The sequence below is a fragment of the Streptomyces sp. NPDC104096 genome, assembly GCF_055584385.1.
The window spans coordinates 1-16,052 of sequence record NZ_JBVJMD010000020.1; the positions used below are offsets into that span (position 1 = coordinate 1).

16 protein-coding genes and 1 pseudogene are annotated in these 16,052 nt (G+C 70.8%); 7 read left to right on the forward strand and 10 right to left on the reverse strand.

From position 1 onward, the window contains the following. Positions 1-285: YceI family protein (locus ACZ60B_RS21105; RefSeq protein WP_469389088.1), on the reverse strand; the 285-nt coding region annotated here is incomplete at its 3' end. A gap of 204 nt (positions 286-489) precedes the next feature. Beyond that, positions 490-1,005 (reverse strand): VOC family protein, encoded by a 516-nt coding sequence (locus ACZ60B_RS21110; protein ID WP_469389090.1) that lies wholly within the window; start codon positions 1,003-1,005, stop codon positions 490-492. Positions 1,006-1,264: 259 nt separating this feature from the next. Here ACZ60B_RS21110 and ACZ60B_RS21115 point away from each other — a divergent pair, with 259 nt between their 5' ends. Then, positions 1,265-2,026, forward strand: a complete 762-nt coding sequence (locus tag ACZ60B_RS21115; protein ID WP_469389329.1) for a pirin family protein — start codon at positions 1,265-1,267, stop codon at positions 2,024-2,026. 413 nt (positions 2,027-2,439) lie between these two features. Here the strand turns inward: ACZ60B_RS21115 and ACZ60B_RS21120 are convergent. Both ACZ60B_RS21120 and ACZ60B_RS21125 read right to left on the reverse strand, forming a co-directional pair. Continuing rightward, a pseudogene (locus ACZ60B_RS21120) lies at positions 2,440-2,685 on the reverse strand (YrhB domain-containing protein); the annotation flags it as partial. Between the two features lie 262 nt (positions 2,686-2,947). Further along, positions 2,948-3,826, reverse strand: coding sequence for an SCO6745 family protein (locus ACZ60B_RS21125; protein ID WP_469389092.1), 879 nt, complete (start codon positions 3,824-3,826; stop codon positions 2,948-2,950). A gap of 124 nt (positions 3,827-3,950) precedes the next feature. On the opposite strand from ACZ60B_RS21125, the gene ACZ60B_RS21130 reads away from it, so the two are divergent. The 4 genes from ACZ60B_RS21130 (at position 3,951) to ACZ60B_RS21145 (ending at position 9,282) form a co-directional block, all read left to right on the forward strand. Next, on the forward strand, positions 3,951-4,532 hold the full coding sequence (locus tag ACZ60B_RS21130; RefSeq protein ID WP_469389094.1) for a TetR/AcrR family transcriptional regulator: 582 nt from the start codon (positions 3,951-3,953) through the stop codon (positions 4,530-4,532). Between the two features lie 140 nt (positions 4,533-4,672). After that, entirely contained in the window at positions 4,673-5,485 is an 813-nt protein-coding gene (locus ACZ60B_RS21135; protein ID WP_469389096.1) for a MerR family transcriptional regulator, read from the forward strand. A gap of 271 nt (positions 5,486-5,756) precedes the next feature. Further along, on the forward strand, positions 5,757-7,151 hold the full coding sequence (locus ACZ60B_RS21140; protein ID WP_469389098.1) for a hypothetical protein: 1,395 nt from the start codon (positions 5,757-5,759) through the stop codon (positions 7,149-7,151). Positions 7,152-7,539: 388 nt separating this feature from the next. After that, on the forward strand, positions 7,540-9,282 hold the full coding sequence (locus ACZ60B_RS21145; protein ID WP_469389100.1) for a D-glucuronyl C5-epimerase family protein: 1,743 nt from the start codon (positions 7,540-7,542) through the stop codon (positions 9,280-9,282). Positions 9,283-9,411: 129 nt separating this feature from the next. Here ACZ60B_RS21145 and ACZ60B_RS21150 read toward each other — a convergent pair whose 3' ends face one another. From ACZ60B_RS21150 to ACZ60B_RS21175, 6 genes are all read right to left on the reverse strand, one after another. Beyond that, positions 9,412-9,831 carry an SRPBCC family protein gene (locus tag ACZ60B_RS21150; RefSeq protein ID WP_469389102.1) on the reverse strand — a complete coding sequence of 140 codons (420 nt, stop codon included), beginning with the start codon at positions 9,829-9,831 and terminating at the stop codon, positions 9,412-9,414. Positions 9,832-9,869: 38 nt separating this feature from the next. Further along, positions 9,870-10,880 carry an aldo/keto reductase gene (locus ACZ60B_RS21155; RefSeq protein WP_469389104.1) on the reverse strand — a complete coding sequence of 337 codons (1,011 nt, stop codon included), beginning with the start codon at positions 10,878-10,880 and terminating at the stop codon, positions 9,870-9,872. 281 nt (positions 10,881-11,161) lie between these two features. Next, on the reverse strand, positions 11,162-11,992 hold the full coding sequence (locus ACZ60B_RS21160) for an aldo/keto reductase (protein ID WP_469389106.1): 831 nt from the start codon (positions 11,990-11,992) through the stop codon (positions 11,162-11,164). Between the two features lie 17 nt (positions 11,993-12,009). Then, a complete protein-coding gene (locus tag ACZ60B_RS21165) occupies positions 12,010-12,357 on the reverse strand; it encodes a nuclear transport factor 2 family protein (RefSeq protein ID WP_469389108.1) in 348 nt (115 codons plus the stop codon). Continuing rightward, the gene (locus tag ACZ60B_RS21170; RefSeq protein WP_469389110.1) at positions 12,354-12,785 is read right to left on the reverse strand and encodes a GlcG/HbpS family heme-binding protein; all 432 of its coding nucleotides are present in this window, start codon (positions 12,783-12,785) and stop codon (positions 12,354-12,356) included. Before ACZ60B_RS21170 ends, ACZ60B_RS21165 begins: the two co-directional genes overlap by 4 nt. 53 nt (positions 12,786-12,838) lie before the next feature. After that, positions 12,839-14,038 carry an MFS transporter gene (locus ACZ60B_RS21175; RefSeq protein ID WP_469389112.1) on the reverse strand — a complete coding sequence of 400 codons (1,200 nt, stop codon included), beginning with the start codon at positions 14,036-14,038 and terminating at the stop codon, positions 12,839-12,841. 308 nt (positions 14,039-14,346) lie between these two features. Here ACZ60B_RS21175 and ACZ60B_RS21180 point away from each other — a divergent pair, with 308 nt between their 5' ends. After that, a complete protein-coding gene (locus tag ACZ60B_RS21180) occupies positions 14,347-14,814 on the forward strand; it encodes a MarR family winged helix-turn-helix transcriptional regulator (protein WP_469389114.1) in 468 nt (155 codons plus the stop codon). 223 nt (positions 14,815-15,037) lie between these two features. After that, positions 15,038-16,045, forward strand: coding sequence for a helix-turn-helix domain-containing protein (locus ACZ60B_RS21185; protein ID WP_469389117.1), 1,008 nt, complete (start codon positions 15,038-15,040; stop codon positions 16,043-16,045). The last annotated feature ends 7 nt before the right edge of the window (positions 16,046-16,052 follow it).

Genomic DNA, 16,052 nt, shown 5'->3' on the forward strand with positions numbered 1-16,052 from the left:
GCCGTCGCGGTCCGCGGAGCCGGTGTCGATGCTGTCCATCTTGACGTCGATGGACGCCGTGGAGGCGGCGGGGTCACGGCCGTCCAGGTGCAGGCCGCCGGTGAAGTCGTTGAACTTGCCCTTGACGTTGGTGACCATGGCGTGCCGGGCGACGAAGCCGAGCGCGGAGTGCGCCGGGTCGATGGTGTAGTCACCCGTCACGGCGGCGAGAGCCGGGGCCACGGCGGCGGTCGGCGACGCGGCGGCGGTCTGGACTGCGCTGTTCTTGCGTCCGAAGAGGCCCATGATCTGTCTGCTCCCAGGGAGGTCGCCCGGGCCACAGAAAGACCCGGGTTCGTTGAATGTTCAACCACGCTAACACCATCCAGCGCGAACCCATTCCCACGGCAGCCGACAACCCGCCCACCCGCCGCCCGCGAAGCGGTTCTCACGCGGCGGACAGCGACCGGGGCAGGCGACGTGCGGGCAGGACAGCCCCGAGCGCGCGGGTCACAGCACCTTGTTGCCGTACATCTCACCGAGTGGATCTGCGATGAGTTCGACGCGGGCACCATCGGGGTCCCGGAAGTACACCGACACCTCGCTGTGCACCGCGTGGTCGATGCCGGCCCGGGTGAGGTTGTCGCACAGGTGGCGCCAGCGGTCCGGATCGACCGAGATCGCCACGTGGTGCAGGCCACCCAGCACCTCGGCGTACGGACCCACGTCGAGCCCGGGGAAATCGAAGAAGGCGAGCAGGTTGCCGTTGCCGATGTCGAAGAAGAAGTGCGACGAACCGGGGTAGTCACGGTTCTCGATCAGCTCGGTGAGCGGGAACTCCAGCACTTCCTGGTAGAAGCGAATCGTCCGCTCGACATCGCCGCTGATCAGGGCGGTATGGTGCAGGCCGCGAGCGGACGAGGCGGGCCGCTGCCCCTTCGGCCGCAGATACCGGTCCTTGATGCGGTTCCGCTCCGCCTCCTGGGCCGACCGGTCCGGCTGCGCGTTGCCGTGCGTGCTGGTCATCGCTTCCCTTCCTCCCGGACTTCACGGTGGAGTGTGCCGCTCGGCGATGCCGCAGCAGAGGAAGCCGAGTGGCCACCTTGAAGGCGTGCCCTCCCAGTACCCCGGCAGCAGGCTGCCGGCCCGCGCGACACCCCCCTGTCCGCACAGGGGCGGACGAGTCCCGCAGGGGACGGGAATGTCCGGAGCCGCAATGTTGTATAACTTTCAACTACAAGCCGAGGGCCGCTTCCCCGGCCGCACGAACAGCAAGGACATCCTCATGGCCTCCCTCCTCGACGTCCGACGTGCCGATGAGCGCTTCCACACTCGCGCCGGCTGGCTCGACTCCCGGCACTCCTTCTCGTTCTCCCGCCACTGGGATCCCAAGAACACTCACTTCGGACTGCTGCTGGTCTCCAATGACGACGTCGTCGCGCCGGGCACCGGATTCGACACCCACCCCCACCGGGACATGGAGATCATCACCTGGGTCCTCGACGGCGGCCTCGTCCACCAGGACTCCGAAGGCCACAACGGGGTGATCTACCCGGGCCTCGCCCAGCGGATGAGCGCCGGCACCGGCATCCTCCACAGCGAGAAGAACGACTCGTGGACCCTCACCGGTGAGCCCGCCCACCAAGACCCCGTTCACTTCATCCAGATGTGGGTGATCCCCGACGAGGCCGGCATCAAGCCCGGCTACGAGCAGCTCGACGTCAACGACGAACTCGCCCGCGGCGACTGGACCACCCTGGCCTCCGGCATGCCGCAGCACTCCGACCAGCGCGCGATCGGCATCCGGCAGAAGCACGCCGCCCTTCACGTCGCCCGCATCCGCCCCGACGAGACCCTCCAGATCGTCACCGCTCCCTTCGCCCACCTCTTCGTGGCCCGCGGCAGCGCCGCGCTGGAGGGCGCGGGAGCGCTGGCCACCGGCGACACGGTCCGGATCACCGGCGCGGAGGGCCAGCGCATCACCGCGGGCCCCGACGGCGCCGAGGTGCTGATGTGGGAGATGAACGCCGCCGTCCCCACAAGCTGACGCGCCGACACGCACTCCGATCCGCGCGGCCGGCCTGCCGGACGACCCACCGGCCGGCCGCACACCACCCTGCCGCGGCCGGGCGCGGGGCCACCTTCGTCGGTCCACTCCGGATCCCGGGTGGAGTCCGCGCCGCGGATCGTGCGGACGCCGAGGGCAGGATCGAGGGGCGGCACGAGGATGCCGGTGGCGATGTCCACCAGGTGCCCCGGCGCCGTGCCGACCTGCAGGGCGGTGACGTATTCGATGACCTGTGCGTGGGTCAGCGTCGGGACCTGCTGTCGCAGTATGTGCATGGCGATGATTCGCCCGTGGGCCACCGCTGCCCGGCGGATCTCCTCGTGCAGGTCGTCCACCGCGGTCCGGGTGGCCGTCTTCCTGATGCGGGTCCGGTGGTCCAGCTCCCACTCGCCGGTCGCAGCGGCCACCGGCCCGATCCGGTGAAGGCTCCCGTCGAGGCGATCCACCAGGTAGGGGCCATTGCCGCCCAGGAGCCGACCTGCGTCGCCCGTACGCAGGTACTCCGCCGTCCGGTAGTGGACGATCCAGACGAGTTCGTGCTCCTCCGCCCCGGTGACCACCAGCCGCCCCGGGAACCTGCGGTCCAGATCTTCCTGAGCCACCCGGATCGCGAACTCACGTTCGATCATGCCTGGCATGATCTCGCACGGTTCGGGACGCGAACAGGCGTTTTTCGTCCGAGTTCGCCGTGAACCCAGGGCGATGGATCCAGGCGGCCGCCTCGTGAAGGTGCGCCTCGACCGGACCCGGACGCCCGACGTCCCCGCGGATCGCGCCGTCCGACAGCCCCGCCGACGCCCTGTCCGGCGCGAAGCCGGCCGGCACGTCGGCCTCGAACCGCTCCAGGTCCTCCGCCGAGGCCGGGTCCCGGTCCTCGCGGGGTGTCGCGCACACCGCCCGTCACTCGTAGTCGTACTTCTGGCCGATGCCGAGGGTGCTCTGCTGCGGGAGGAGCCCGGTGCCGACGATGTCCAGTACCGGCGGCACGAGCAGTTCGGCCAGCCGGGCCGTTTCGCCGGGCGTGAGCGCGTCCCAGGGTGCGGCCGCGAGCTCGTCGGTGAGCTTCTCGACCGCGGTACGGAGCCGGAGTCCCTCGTCGGCGGCCGTGCCGTCGGCTCGCACCAGGCCGCGGGCGGCGAGGCGTTCGCGGGCCGCGCTCCACTCCTCGTCGGTCCATTGCCTGCTGCTGAACACCTCCTGCGGAGCGGCGCCGACGGCGGCGTGCGACACCAGGGACTCGGTGGGACCGATGCCGTGGGCCTGGAGGGCGGCGATGTGACCGTCGCCGCGGTGCTCGCGCAGGATGGTGGCGGCCTGCCAGAGCACCATGTGCGGCTCGTCGGGCCAGGACAGCGCGGAGTTGGCGGCGGCCAGGGGTCGGCCCGCGGTGTCCGCGGCCTCGGCGGTGCGGCGGGCCAGGTCCGCGGCCTCGCGCAGCTCCAGCGAGCCGATCCGGTCGCCGAGGAGCCTGCGCAGCGCGCGGTCCACTCCCGCGCCGCGGGCCTCCAGGACACGCTCGGGTGCGGCGGTGAGCCAGGCTTTCGCGGTGTAGCGCCGCACCATCTGCGGCCGGAAGCTGTAGAAGAGGGCGTTCACCAGCTGCGGACCGGCCGGGCCGAGGGGCGCGGCGCGGTAGGCGAAGTAGCTCGGCCAGCGCTCGTCGGTGGCGTAGCCGAGCGCCGCGGCCTCCTCGAACGCCTCCGGCGCGTAGTAGAGCGTGGCGTGTACGGGCTCCAGTAACTGCCACATCTGCCGGACCGTGCTCAGACTGTGCGTCATGCCGCTTCCTCCGCTGTCGCTGTCGCGCATCCAACAGGAACTTGACATCGACCAGATTGCGCCGCTCTCGCCATCTTGTCAATGACTACTTGTCGGCGACTAGATATGGGATAACCTGCCGTCCATGGCCGCAACACGCACTTACCACCACGGAGATCTGCGCCGAGCCATCCTCTCCGCCACGCTCGAGGTCATCGCGAGCGACGGCGTCGGCGCGATCAGCCTCCGCGACCTCGCGCGCCGCGCCGAGGTCTCGCACGCCGCCCCCGCCCACCATTTCAAGGACAGAGCCGGGCTGCTGACCGCGATCGCCACGGAGGGTTTCGAGCTGCTGGCTGCCGCTCTGGCCACGGTGCCGGCCGGCACCCCGAACCGGCTGCGCGAAATGGGCGTGCGGTACGTGGAGTTCGCCCTGAACCATCCGGCCCACTTCGCGGTGATGTTCCAGCCCCAGTTGCTCCACGGCGACGACCCGCAACTCACCGCCGCCAAGGAGCACGCCTCCCGCGCGCTGCGCTCAGGGGTCGAGGACCTCCCTGCCGCCAGGCGCGGCCCCGATGTCCAGCGCGCCGCGCTGGCCGCCTGGTCGCTGGCCCACGGCTTCGCCACCCTGCAGCTCAACGGCAGCCTCCCGCGACTGGACGACGACCCCGCCGAGACCTTTCGCGCACTCGTCGACGACCAGCGCGCCGCGGACCTTCCGTAGCCGTCGCCCGCCTTCAGCGGCTGTCCGCGCCACCCGGACCCGCCTCCCCGGGCAGCCACCGGGCATCCGGCCGACGTACGAGACCCGGAAACCGGGTTCTTGACCCTCACACCGTGTCAGGCCGTCAACTCGGAGACATCATGTTCACCATCGGAGACTTCGCCCGGCACGGCCGCGTCTCGGTCCGGATGCTGCGTCACTACGACGCGACCGGCCTGCTGCGCCCGGCCCACGTCGACCCCGCCACCGGCTACCGCCACTACACGGCCGCCCAGTTGGCCCGCCTCAACCGCGTCATCGCGCTCAAGGACCTCGGCTTCACCCTCCGACAGGTCCAGGCGATCCTGGACGAGAAGGTGACCACCGAGGAGCTGCGCGCCATGCTCCGGCTGCGACGCGCCGAGCTGGAGGCCGCGATGACGGCCGCGGCGGCCCGGCTGGCCCAGGTCGAGGCGAGGCTCCGCTCCATCGAGAGCGAGGGGCAGATGCCCGGCAACGAGGTCGTACTGAAAAGCCTGCCGACCGTCCGGCTGGCCGAACTGACCGCGATCACAACGGACTTCGACACCATCGGCCCGGTCATCCAGCCGCTCTACGGCGAGCTGTTCCGGCGTCTGACGGCGGCGGGCATCGCTCCGTCCGGGCCAGGGGTCGCCTACTACGAGGACGCGTCGGACGGCGGGATCCTCGTCCACGCGGGCGTCGAGGTCTCCGCGCCCCTCGGCGAGGACGACGGGCTGCGGATCGTGGACCTGCCGCCCGTCGAGCAGGCGGCGACCGTCGTGCACCGCGGCTCGATGGAGACCGTCCTGCCCACCGTCCAGACCCTCGGCCGCTGGATCGACGCCAACGGCTACCGCTCGGCCGGCTACCCCCGGGAGATCAACCTGGAATGCCCCGACAACCAGGACGAGTGGGTCACCGAACTCCAGGAACCGGTGCACAGGGCCTGACGAGAGCAGGGCCGGCCCGGCCTGCACCCAGACAGGATTCGCGGCACCGCCGCTCGGCCGAGCAGCAGCCGCAACCCGCAACCCGCAACCCGCAACCCGCAACCCGCAACCCGCACGAGAAATTGATCAACTCGGGCGCCTCGGGCATAACTTGACGCCAAGAGCTGGCAAATTTTCAGTCACTATCCAGAAATCCCAGGTCATAACGCCAGCAATCAGCCCTGCCGGGAAGGCCGAAAAGGCTGTCCACTGAGGCGCCAGCGAAATGATCATGAACGACCAGACCTGGGAGTACCCGACGGTGAGATCCACCCTGCTCAGCAGTGCGCTGAGCGCGACACTGACTGCCGCGCTCAGCGCGATGTCCCTGTCCGGCACGGCGACGGACGCCTACGCCACACCTGCGACCGCGTCATCACGACTGCCGCTCGGCAAGCCGCAGACCTCGACCAAGACCCCGGCCGGCCGGCCCGGTGCCCCGGTCATCATCGACGCCTCCGGACACAACTGCGGTGACGACGCCAGCCCGACCTCTTACCAGGTCGGAATCCCGGCCACCTTCACCCTGGTGCCTCAGGCCTCCGACAGCACGACGGCCGGCTATCGCTACCAAGTCGACGGCGCGGCACCGCTCTCCGTGACCGCCACCGGGTCCGGCACCACCATCAGCATCACCCCCACCGGGGGCGCGAGCCTGCTGGATGTCACCGCAGTCTCGGCCGACGGCAGCATCGGCGACACCACGCGCTGCGTCTTCAGCGCCGCCCCCGCGGCCACCGCTCACGACGGCGACCTGACCGGCGACGGCATCCCCGACCTGATCACGGTGGGCGGCCAGGCAGGTCTGCCCAGCGGGCTGTGGCTGGCTCGCGGCACGGCCGACGGGCAACTCGACACCGACGCCACCGATATCGGCACGCAGGGCACTGGCGCCGACTCCGCGGGCTCATCGGCGGACTGGGACGGCATCCAGGTCGTCACCGGACACTTCCACACGGGCGCGGGCTTCAACGACGTCCTGGCCTACGACCCGGCCACCGGTAGCGGCACGGTGCTGTTCGGCAGCGGCGACGGCTCGCCCCTCCTGCCCACCAGCGGCCACGAGGCCAACGTGTCGTCCCTCGTCTTCACCGACAGCTCCGGGAACAAGGCGACCAGCATCGCCAGCGGCGGCGACCTGTACCACACCCTCAACGGCGAACCCTCCACCGGCTATCCCGACCTGCTCCTGATCGTGGGCGGACAGCTGTGGGACGCGGCCGCCAACCCCGCCCCCGGCGTCTTCGACCCCGTCGACGCCGCGCTGCCGCTGGGCGGCACCAACCCCACCGGCACCGGAGACTGGACCGGCTGGAGCATCACCTCCAGCCTCGTCGACGGGCTGCCCGCCCTGTTCGCCCGCAACACCTCCACGGGCGCGCTGTACTACTACACCCCACAGCAACTCCAGGAACTCGCCCTCGGCAACCCGGTCACTCCCCTTCAGCTCGCGGACAGCGGATACGACTCCGCGACCCTTCCGGTCCTGCAGGCCGCCGACCTCAACGGCGACGGCACCCCGGACCTGCGCGGCGTCTCCTCCGACGGGGCGAGCGCGGCACGTATCTTCGACGCGGCCACCGGAACCCTCACCACGCAGACAGCGCAGACGCTGATCACCTCCTAGCCTCGCCTGGCTCTTCGACGACGGCAGCGAGGGCGGCGGGGCGCGGCGCCAGGACCTCGGCGCCGTCGTCGCCCGCCGCAGGAGGCGCCTCCTGCGATGTGGGGCACCGTGCCCTGCGGAGCCCCACACCGCAGGCCTGCCGAGCGTCACCAGTGACGCGGCCGCGACAACCCCCGTGGCGAGATCACATTTTCGACACGGCCGCTCTCCGGCGTCGAGGATGCGTCCCGTGACACCCCGATATGTCGCAACCCTCACTTCGCTCATATCAGTTGAACCCTTCCGGACCATCACAGAAACTCACTGAGTTCACATAGGCTCCCCACATCGCTGATCAGCACCGTTCATCCATCGCCGCTGATCAACACTCCTGGGGGGGTCCAGAGTCATGGCTGGCAAGAGACGTGCCGAAATCGGCCGGAGACGGTTCATCCGGCTGGCCGGTGGCGGCGCCGCGGGGGTGGCGGTCGCGGGGGGCGGGGCCGTCACCGCGATGGCGACCGGAGTCTTCGAGTCGCCCGCGCCCGTCGACCCGTTCGCCAACATGCCGCGGTCGATCGCGCTGAGCCTGCCGTCCGGGTCGGGCGGGGAGTCCATACCCGTGCCGGAGCTGCCGGACCCGCTGGAGGGCGGCACCGTCAGCGCGCCGAGCGCAGGCCTCCGGATGCCGTACGCGGTCGGCGCGCCGACCGAGACGGACGTCCCGACCACCCTGCCGTTCGAGTTCCAGAAGGCCGGCTACCAGATCGTCCCCGATCTGCCGGAGGCCATGCGTCCGTGGCGAAACCGGCCCACGACCTGGGCCGGCGCGAACCTCTCGTCGGGGGACTACCACCTGAACGCCGACGGCGTGTACATGAAGTTCACGGCCGACGGGAAGTCCTACGACCACCCCGTGGGTCAGATCCAGTTCGGTCTGGGCTGCATCGCCAGCTACCGCGTCGAGACCGACCCGACCCGCAAGGCCGTGTTCCTCGATCGCGCCAGGGCCCAGGCCGACCGGCTGATCGCCAAGCGGGTCGAGACCCGCGGCGCCTGGTACTTCCCGTACCCGTTCGACTTCACCCACGCCGAGCACAGCGGTGTCGTCTACAAGGCGCCGTGGTACTCCGGCATGGCCCAGGGCGAGGCGATCAGCCTCTTCGCCCAGCTCGCCGCTCTGGAGGACGGGCTCGGCGAGGACGAGCGGGCCCTGTACCGGACGGCCGCCGACGGCGCCTTCGCCTCGCTGCTGCGCGCCGACAACAACAACCCTTGGGTGGTGAACAAGGACAGGGCGGGCTACCTGTGGATCCAGGAGTACCCGTTCAAGACGGCCGGCACCGGCGACTACACCTACAACGGCATGATCTTCGCCCTGTTCGGCGTCTGGGACTACCACCAGCTGACCGGGAACGAGCTCGCCGCCCAGCTGTACGACGGCGGCTGCACGACGATCGCCCGGTACTTCACCCTGCTGCGCAACCCGCGCTGGTTCTCGTACTACTGCCAGACGCACCGGATTCCGGCGAACACCTATCACCACCACCACATCACGCTCTGGCAGCAGCTGAACTGGCAGACGAACAGCTCGGTCTTCGCCCACCAGCTGGACATGCTGATCGAGGACGTCCCGCCGGGCGTGAAGTCCGGCTCGGTGATCGCCATAGCCGCCGGCACGCACACCCTGTACAAGCCGGACACCAAGCCCGACGGCAGCTGGCTGAAGGCCAAGGCGGACAAGATCCTCAGCACCAAGAAGGTCACCTTCACCCGGGCCACCCAGGCACCGACCGACATGCGTCGACGCATCCAGGGCGCGGGCGTCTGGTACCGGATCAGTGCCGGAGCGTACAAGGGCTACTGGATCGGGGAGTCCTACCCGAAGGCGTTCCTGCGCGGTGAGCACGTCGGCGTCACCTACAAGGTGCCGCGCACGCTCACGGTCGCGGCGAACGCGTCCGCCGAGGCGGTCGACTTCGGCACCAACGGCGTGGCGGGGACGCTCAAGACCCTGAAGTACTCCGCGCCGCACACGCTCCAGTTCGACCGCCGGGCGGTCGTGAACGGCCGGTCGATGGTGCGGATCACCTCGGCGGAACTCGCCGGGTACTGGATTCCGGCCAACCAGGTGATCACCGACGGGCATTGAGCCGTCCTCGCCGTACTCGGCGATCGCCCCGGCAAGCCGGTTCGGACGGATCGCGGCCCGGGCACGCGTGTCGCGTGTCCGGGCCGTGCGGTTCGCCGACGCCGCGGCTGTGGGCGGGGCGGCCTCGGGTCAGGCGGACAGTGCCTGGTGGAGGGCGTCGAGGCCGTCACGGTAGATGCCCGCGAACAGGTCCTCGGCCTCGGCGTCCGTGATGCCGTCGGGGGTGAAGCGGCCGGACCACTGGACCTCGGCGACGTCGTCCCGGCCGGCGACCGGGTGGACGCGGAGGGTGGAGAGGTAACCCGTGACCGGGAACGGCGCCTCGAGGATGGCGTAGCTGTAGTGACGCGCGGCCTCGTCGAAGGCGACCAGACGCTCGACGATGGCGTCGCCGTCCGGGTTGGTCAGACGGCGGACCCGGCCGCCTTCGAGCGCGGTGCTCTCGGTGATGTAGGGGAGCCAGTCGGGGAGGGCGTCGAAGCCGCCGATGAGATCCCAGACCCGATGGGGGGAGGCGGGGACGACGCGGGAGACGGAGGTGGAGGCCATGGTCTTCTTTCCTGGGGAGCGGAGCTCGGGGGGCGGGGTCAGGCGTTGTTCGGGAGCGGGGCGGCGGCGCTGACGAGGCCGGCGGCGCGCAGGTCGGTCCAGAACGCGGCCGGGACCCTCTCGTCCAGGGCCGCGGTGTCCTCGGCGATGCGGCTGGGGCGGGTGGCGCCGGGAATGACGGCGGCGGCCGCCGGGTGGGCGAGGGAGAACTGCAGGGCGGCGGCCTTGATGCTCACGCCGTGCTTCTCGGCCAGGGCCTTCAGCCTGCCGACCCGCTCGACGATCTCGGCCGGCGCCTGCTGGTACTCGAAGTGGGTGCCGCCGGCCAGGATGCCGGAGCTGTAGGGACCGCCGACGACCATGTCGACGCCCTGTTCCTGGGCCATGGGCAGCAGGCGCTGGAGGGCGTGGTCGTGGTCGAGGAGGGTGTAGCGGCCGGCGAGCAGGAAGCCGTCGGGGCGGGGCTCGTCGAGGGCGAGGGTCAGCTCGATGGGCTCGGTGCGGTTGACGCCGAGGCCCCAGGCCTTGATGACGCCCTCGTCGCGCAGCCGGGACAGGACGCGGAAGGCGCCGGTGCGGGCTTCCTCGAACTTCTGGAGCCACAGGTCGCCGTGGAAGTCCTGGGCGATGTCGTGGACCCAGACGATGTCGAGGCGGTCGGTGCCCAGGCGCCTGAGGCTGTCCTCGACGGAGCGCTCGGTGGCCTCGGCGGTCCATTCGTGGACGATCTTGTTCGGGTTGCCGTGCTCGAACAGGCCGCCCTTCTCGCCGAGATCGCGGGCGGCACTCTCGTGCTCGTCGAGGATGACCCGGCCGACCTTGGTGGACAGGACGTAGGAGTCGCGGGGCTTGGCCGACAGGACCTCGCCGAGGCGGGTCTCGGCGAGGCCGGCGCCGTAGAAGGGGGCGGTGTCGTAGAAGCGGATGCCGTGGTCCCAGGCCGCTTCGACGGTGGCGCGGGCCTCGTCGTCGGGGATCGCGCGGAACATGTTGCCGAGCGGGGCGGTGCCGAAGCCGAGGCGGCCGGGGAGGATCTTCTTGAGCGACATGACAGTGCCTTTGCTTGTACGTGTGGGGGTGTCGCGGTGCAGCGCGGGCGTGAACCCGCATTCGCTTGCACACACGCCTTACATGCGAAAACAATACTTGCATACGCGGGCAATTGCAAGCGATGGCTGTTTGCTGGGCGTGTCGGCGCCTCGGGAAAAGCGGCAGCACGTCCTCCGCAAGCTCGTGCGGCGCTTCACCCCGAAGGGGCGGACGCAGAACGGGGCTCCGCTCCGGGCGTCTGCCCGGAGCGGAGCCCCGCGGGGAGGGGATGTACGACGGCTCAGTTGAGCTCGTCGGGGTGCGGGCCGGTGCGCAGGCCGCGGTCGAGCGCGGCCACGGCGCGCATCTCCTCGTCCGTGAGGGCGAAGTCGAAGACGTCGAAGTTCTCGCGGATCCGGGCCGGGGTCACCGACTTGGGGATGACGATGTTGCCCAGCTGGAGGTGCCAGCGCAGGACGACCTGGGCGGGGGACTTGCCGTGGCGGGCGGCCAGGTCGCCGACGGAGCGGTCGTCGAGGACGGCGCCCTGGGCCAGCGGACTCCACGCCTCGGTCGCGATTCCGTGCTCGGCGTGGAAGGTGCGCAGTCCGGCCTGCTGCAGGCCGGGGTGCAGCTCGATCTGGTTGACGGCCGGGATCAGCGTGGAGTCGCCCATCAGCCGCAGCAGGTGGCCGGGCTGGAAGTTGGAGACGCCGGCCGCGCGGATACGCCCCTCCCCGGCGAGCCGCTCGAGGGCGCGCCAGGATTCCCGGTACAGGTCTCGGGCGGGCGTCGGCCAGTGGATCAGGTAGAGGTCCACGTGGTCGAGGCCGAGCTTGGCGAGGCTCGCGTCGAAGGCGCGGAGGGTGGCGTCGTACCCCTGGTCGGCGTTCCACAGCTTCGTGGTGACGAACAGCTCGTCGCGGGGCAGCCCGGAGGCGGCCAGCGCGCGGCCGACACCGGCTTCGTTGCCGTAGACGGCTGCGGTGTCGATGCTGCGGTAGCCGGTTTCGAGGGCGGCGGTGACGGCGGCGGCGGTCGCGTCGTCGGGGACCTGGAAGACGCCGAAGCCGAGCTGCGGGATCTCGACGCCGTTGTTCAGCGTCACGGTGGGGATGGTGGCGGGGGCCATGGTGTGCGGATCTTCCTTCACGGGGTGCGCGGGGTGAGGGTGTAGCGGACGGTCTGGGCGCTGATGAGGCCGTCGCGGAAGACGAAGGTGTCGACGCCGTCGGTGACCTGGTGGGTACTGCTGGTCGCGGACCACTCCAGGAACAGGACGTCCGCGGCGAAGCGGGGGGTGAGCTGCCACTCGGCATCGGGCAGGTCGGCCAGCAGCCGGCCGATGCCCTCCCGGACGCCCCGGCGGCCGGTCAGCACGCCGTCGGGAGTCACGAAGACCGCGTCCTCGGTGTAATTGCGGCTGATCAGGTCGAGGTTGCCGGTGCCGAGGCGGGTGCCGTGGTCGGCGAAGACCTCCTGCGGGGTGCGGGTCATCGGGCGAGCTCCTCGAGTGCGCCGGCGGCGAAGGCGTGGTCCTGCTCGGGCGCGCCTCCGCCGACGCCGATGGCACCGACGAGCCGGCCGTCGCGGTGTACGGGGATGCCACCGGCGATGAACAGCAGCGGCCGGTCGAGCGCGGTCGGCAGGGAGTGGAAGGGCCCGTCGGGCTTGACCAGGTCGACCAGGTCGGCGGTCGGGGCGTCGAGCTGGAGCGCCGTGTACGCCTTGCGGGTGCTGGTCTCGCCGGAGATCAGGACCGCCCGGTCGTCGCGGCGGAAGGCGAGCAGGTGGCCACCGGCGTCCAGGACCGTGACGCTGACGGCGACCCCTGCCGCCTCGGCGGCACGGCGGGCGGCGGTGATCAGGATCTCGGCGTCGGCGGTCGTCAGCGGGACGACGGTGGCAGGGGCGGTGGTGCTCATGGCGCTTCTCCTTGGTGATGTGCGGCAGTGGATGGGGACGGCGGTCTGGGAGGTCAGTGGTGTACGGGAGTACGGGCCGGGACGTCGGCGGCGGCCGGGCCGGCCGAGGGCGCACGGCGCTCCAGGGCCGCGGACCACAGGGCCAGGCCCAGCGCGGCGGCGGCGAGGACGGCGCCGACCCAGTTCGGGGACGTGTAGCCGAAGCCGGCGGCGATCACGAGTCCGCCGAGCCAGGCGGCCAGCGCGTTGCCCAGGTTGAAGGCGCCGATGTTGACGGCGGAGGCCAGCGTCGGCGCGCCGTGCGCCTGGTCGAGCACCCGCTTCTGCAGCGGCGGCACGGTGGCGAAGCCGAGCGCACCGACGAGCAGGACGGCGAGCGCGGCGAGGATCTTGTCGTGCGCGAACACCGTGAACAGTGCCAGCACGACCGCGAGCCCGCCGAGCGTGACGTACAGCATGGGCATCAGGGCCCGGTCGGCGAACCGGCCGCCCAGCAGGTTGCCGAGGAACATGCCGATGCCGAAGAGGACCAGGAGCCAGGTGACGGAACCGTCGGAGTAACCGGCGACATGGGTCATCATCGGCGCGATGTAGGTGATCGCGGCGAAGACACCGCCGAAACCGAGCACGGTCATCGCCATGGCGAGCAGGACCTGCGGGTTGCGGAAGGCGGTGAGTTCCCGGCGCAGGTGGGCGCCCTCGGGGCGGGGCGTCGCGGGTACGAGCTTGACGATGCCGAGCAGTCCGATCACGCCGAGCGCGGCGACGATCGCGAAGGTGGTGCGCCAGCCGACCGCCTGCCCGACGAGGGTGCCCAGCGGCACGCCCACGATGTTGGCGACCGTCAGGCCGGTGAACATGGTGGCGATGGCGCCGGCCTTCTTGTCCGGGGCGACGAGGTCGGCGGCGACGACGGATCCGAGGCCGAAGAACGAGCCGTGGGCGAGCGAGGTGATCACACGGCCGGCCAGCATCATCCCGAAGCTGGGGGCGAGTGCGGACAGTATGTTGCCGAGCACGAACAGGCCCATCAGCAGCATGAGCATCCGCTTGCGGCTCACCTTGTTGCCGAGCACCGTCAGCAGCGGCGCGCCGACGACGACGCCGAGCGCGTAGCCCGTGACCAGCAGGCCCGCCGTGGGAATGGAGATGCCGTAGGTGGCGGCTATGTCGGGCAGCAGCCCCATGATCACGAATTCGGTGGTGCCGATTCCGAAGGCGCCGATGGCCAGGGCTAGGAGTGCGAGAGGCATGGGCTCGGCCTTCCAACAGTTGCTTGAGCGAGCTCTTTAGACGCTCAGACAATAGTTGCAGACGCGCTATAAGTGCAAGCGCAGCTAACCCTCGTGCGGTATGACCGGGGTCTCAGAGGGGGCGCGCACCCCGCACCCCGCACCCCGCACCCCGCACCCCGCACCCCGCACCCCGGTGCAGGTGACAGCTCCGGCGGGGCCCGGCGGGACAGCAGGAGGGATACTTGCGCTCGCCCCCTATCAGCCCTGGCCGGTAATTTTTTCCGCGCCTATCCTGGAACCTGTCCCCCGGAAGGAGATACGGACTGATGACCGCCACAGACCCCGCCCTCACCGCCCTCGCCAGCGGATGGGGCGCGCTCTCCCTCCTGCACGGCAAGATCGAGACGCGTATCGAGCGCGCGCTCCAGTCCGGACACGACCTCAGCGTCCGCGAGTACTCACTCCTCGACGTACTCAGCCGTCAGCACGACGGCGAGGGCGGACACCTGCAGATGAAGCAGGTCGCCGACGCGGTCGTACTCAGCCAGAGCGCCACCACCCGCCTCGTCTCCCGACTGGAGGACCGGGGCCTGCTGTCCCGGTACCTGTGCCCCACCGACCGCCGCGGCATCTACACCGACGTCACCGCCTCCGGCCTGGAACTCCTCCAACAGGCCCGCCCGACCAACGACGCGGCCCTGCGGGAGGCGCTCGACGAGGCGGGGAAGAACCCGGAGCTCGCCTCGCTGGTCGAAGCCGTCGAGGCCGCGAACGCCCCGACGCCGCGGCCGTAGCGACCGGAACACGGCAGGGCGCCCTCGCTTCGCCGAAGGGCGCCCGCGGTGCGTCTCCCGGAGGGCTCCGCACCGGGATCAGTGACACGGGCGGCAACGCCCCCGCCCCGGGCCGATCCCCGTCGCCCGCCGCAATTGCCCGCCAAGCGATTGTCACGGGTCGAGAGTCGGTCTCACCGTAGACGGGTGAGGCTCCGCGCAATGTCGACCAAGGGGGAACCGCGTGGGTGTGCTGCGATTTCACTTCACCGCCGCCGATCTCGGCAGGACCCGTGTCGCAGCCCAACCGGATCCGTTATGGGAACTGGTACTGAGCGCGAACCTGCTCGGCAACCGCGAGGGCCGTGCGGTGTTCGACCGATGGCGCGTCGATGCCCGCGCCCGGATACGGACCCTCCCGCCCTGGCTCGGAGGCCTGGTCCGCACCCTCGCACCCCCGAAGGGTGACTTCCCGGATCTGCTCACCCCCCTCGCCGCCCAGCACGGCATCGAGGCCGGCTTGGACGCCGTCCTGTCGACACCGCGGGACCGTCTGACGCGCGAACTCACCGCATTGGGCCCCTTGCCCCGATGGGCGGGTCCGCTCGTCCGGGGCGAGCGTGAGGGTCTGGCCCTGCTCGGCCAGGCCCTGGACGGCTACTACACACACGTGCTCGGGCCGTACTGGCCCCGCGTCGAGGCCCTGGTGGCCGCCGACCAGGCGCTGCGGGCCCGGGCGTTCATGCGGGGAGGTGTCCCCGCCGTGCTCGACAGCCTCCGGCCCTGTCTGCGCTGGCAGGATCCGGTGCTGGAAGCCGACTATCCGCAAGATCGAGACGTGCGTCTCGACGGCCGCGGGCTCCTGCTGGTCCCCTCCGCGTTCTGCTGGCGCCTGCCCGTCACCTGGATCGACCCGGAGCTGCCCCCTGTCGTGGTCTACCCGGTCCACCACACTCCTCAGTGGTGGGGCACTCCGCAGGAGAGCACCGACCGCGACGCCCTCGCCGCCCTGCTGGGCGCCACCCGGGCAGCCGTGCTGCGGGCGGCGGCCGCCGGTGACTCGTGCGGGGAACTGGCCCGTCGTGCCGGCAAGTCGGTCAGCATCACCAGCTACCACCTGAACGTGCTCTGCGAGGCCGGGCTGGCGACCTCGGTGCCGGACGGACCACGCACCTTGTACACCACGACCACCCTGGGACTACGTCTGCTGGAGCACAACGGCACCCCCGACGTGCGCTCCGGCATGCGCTGATCCGCCG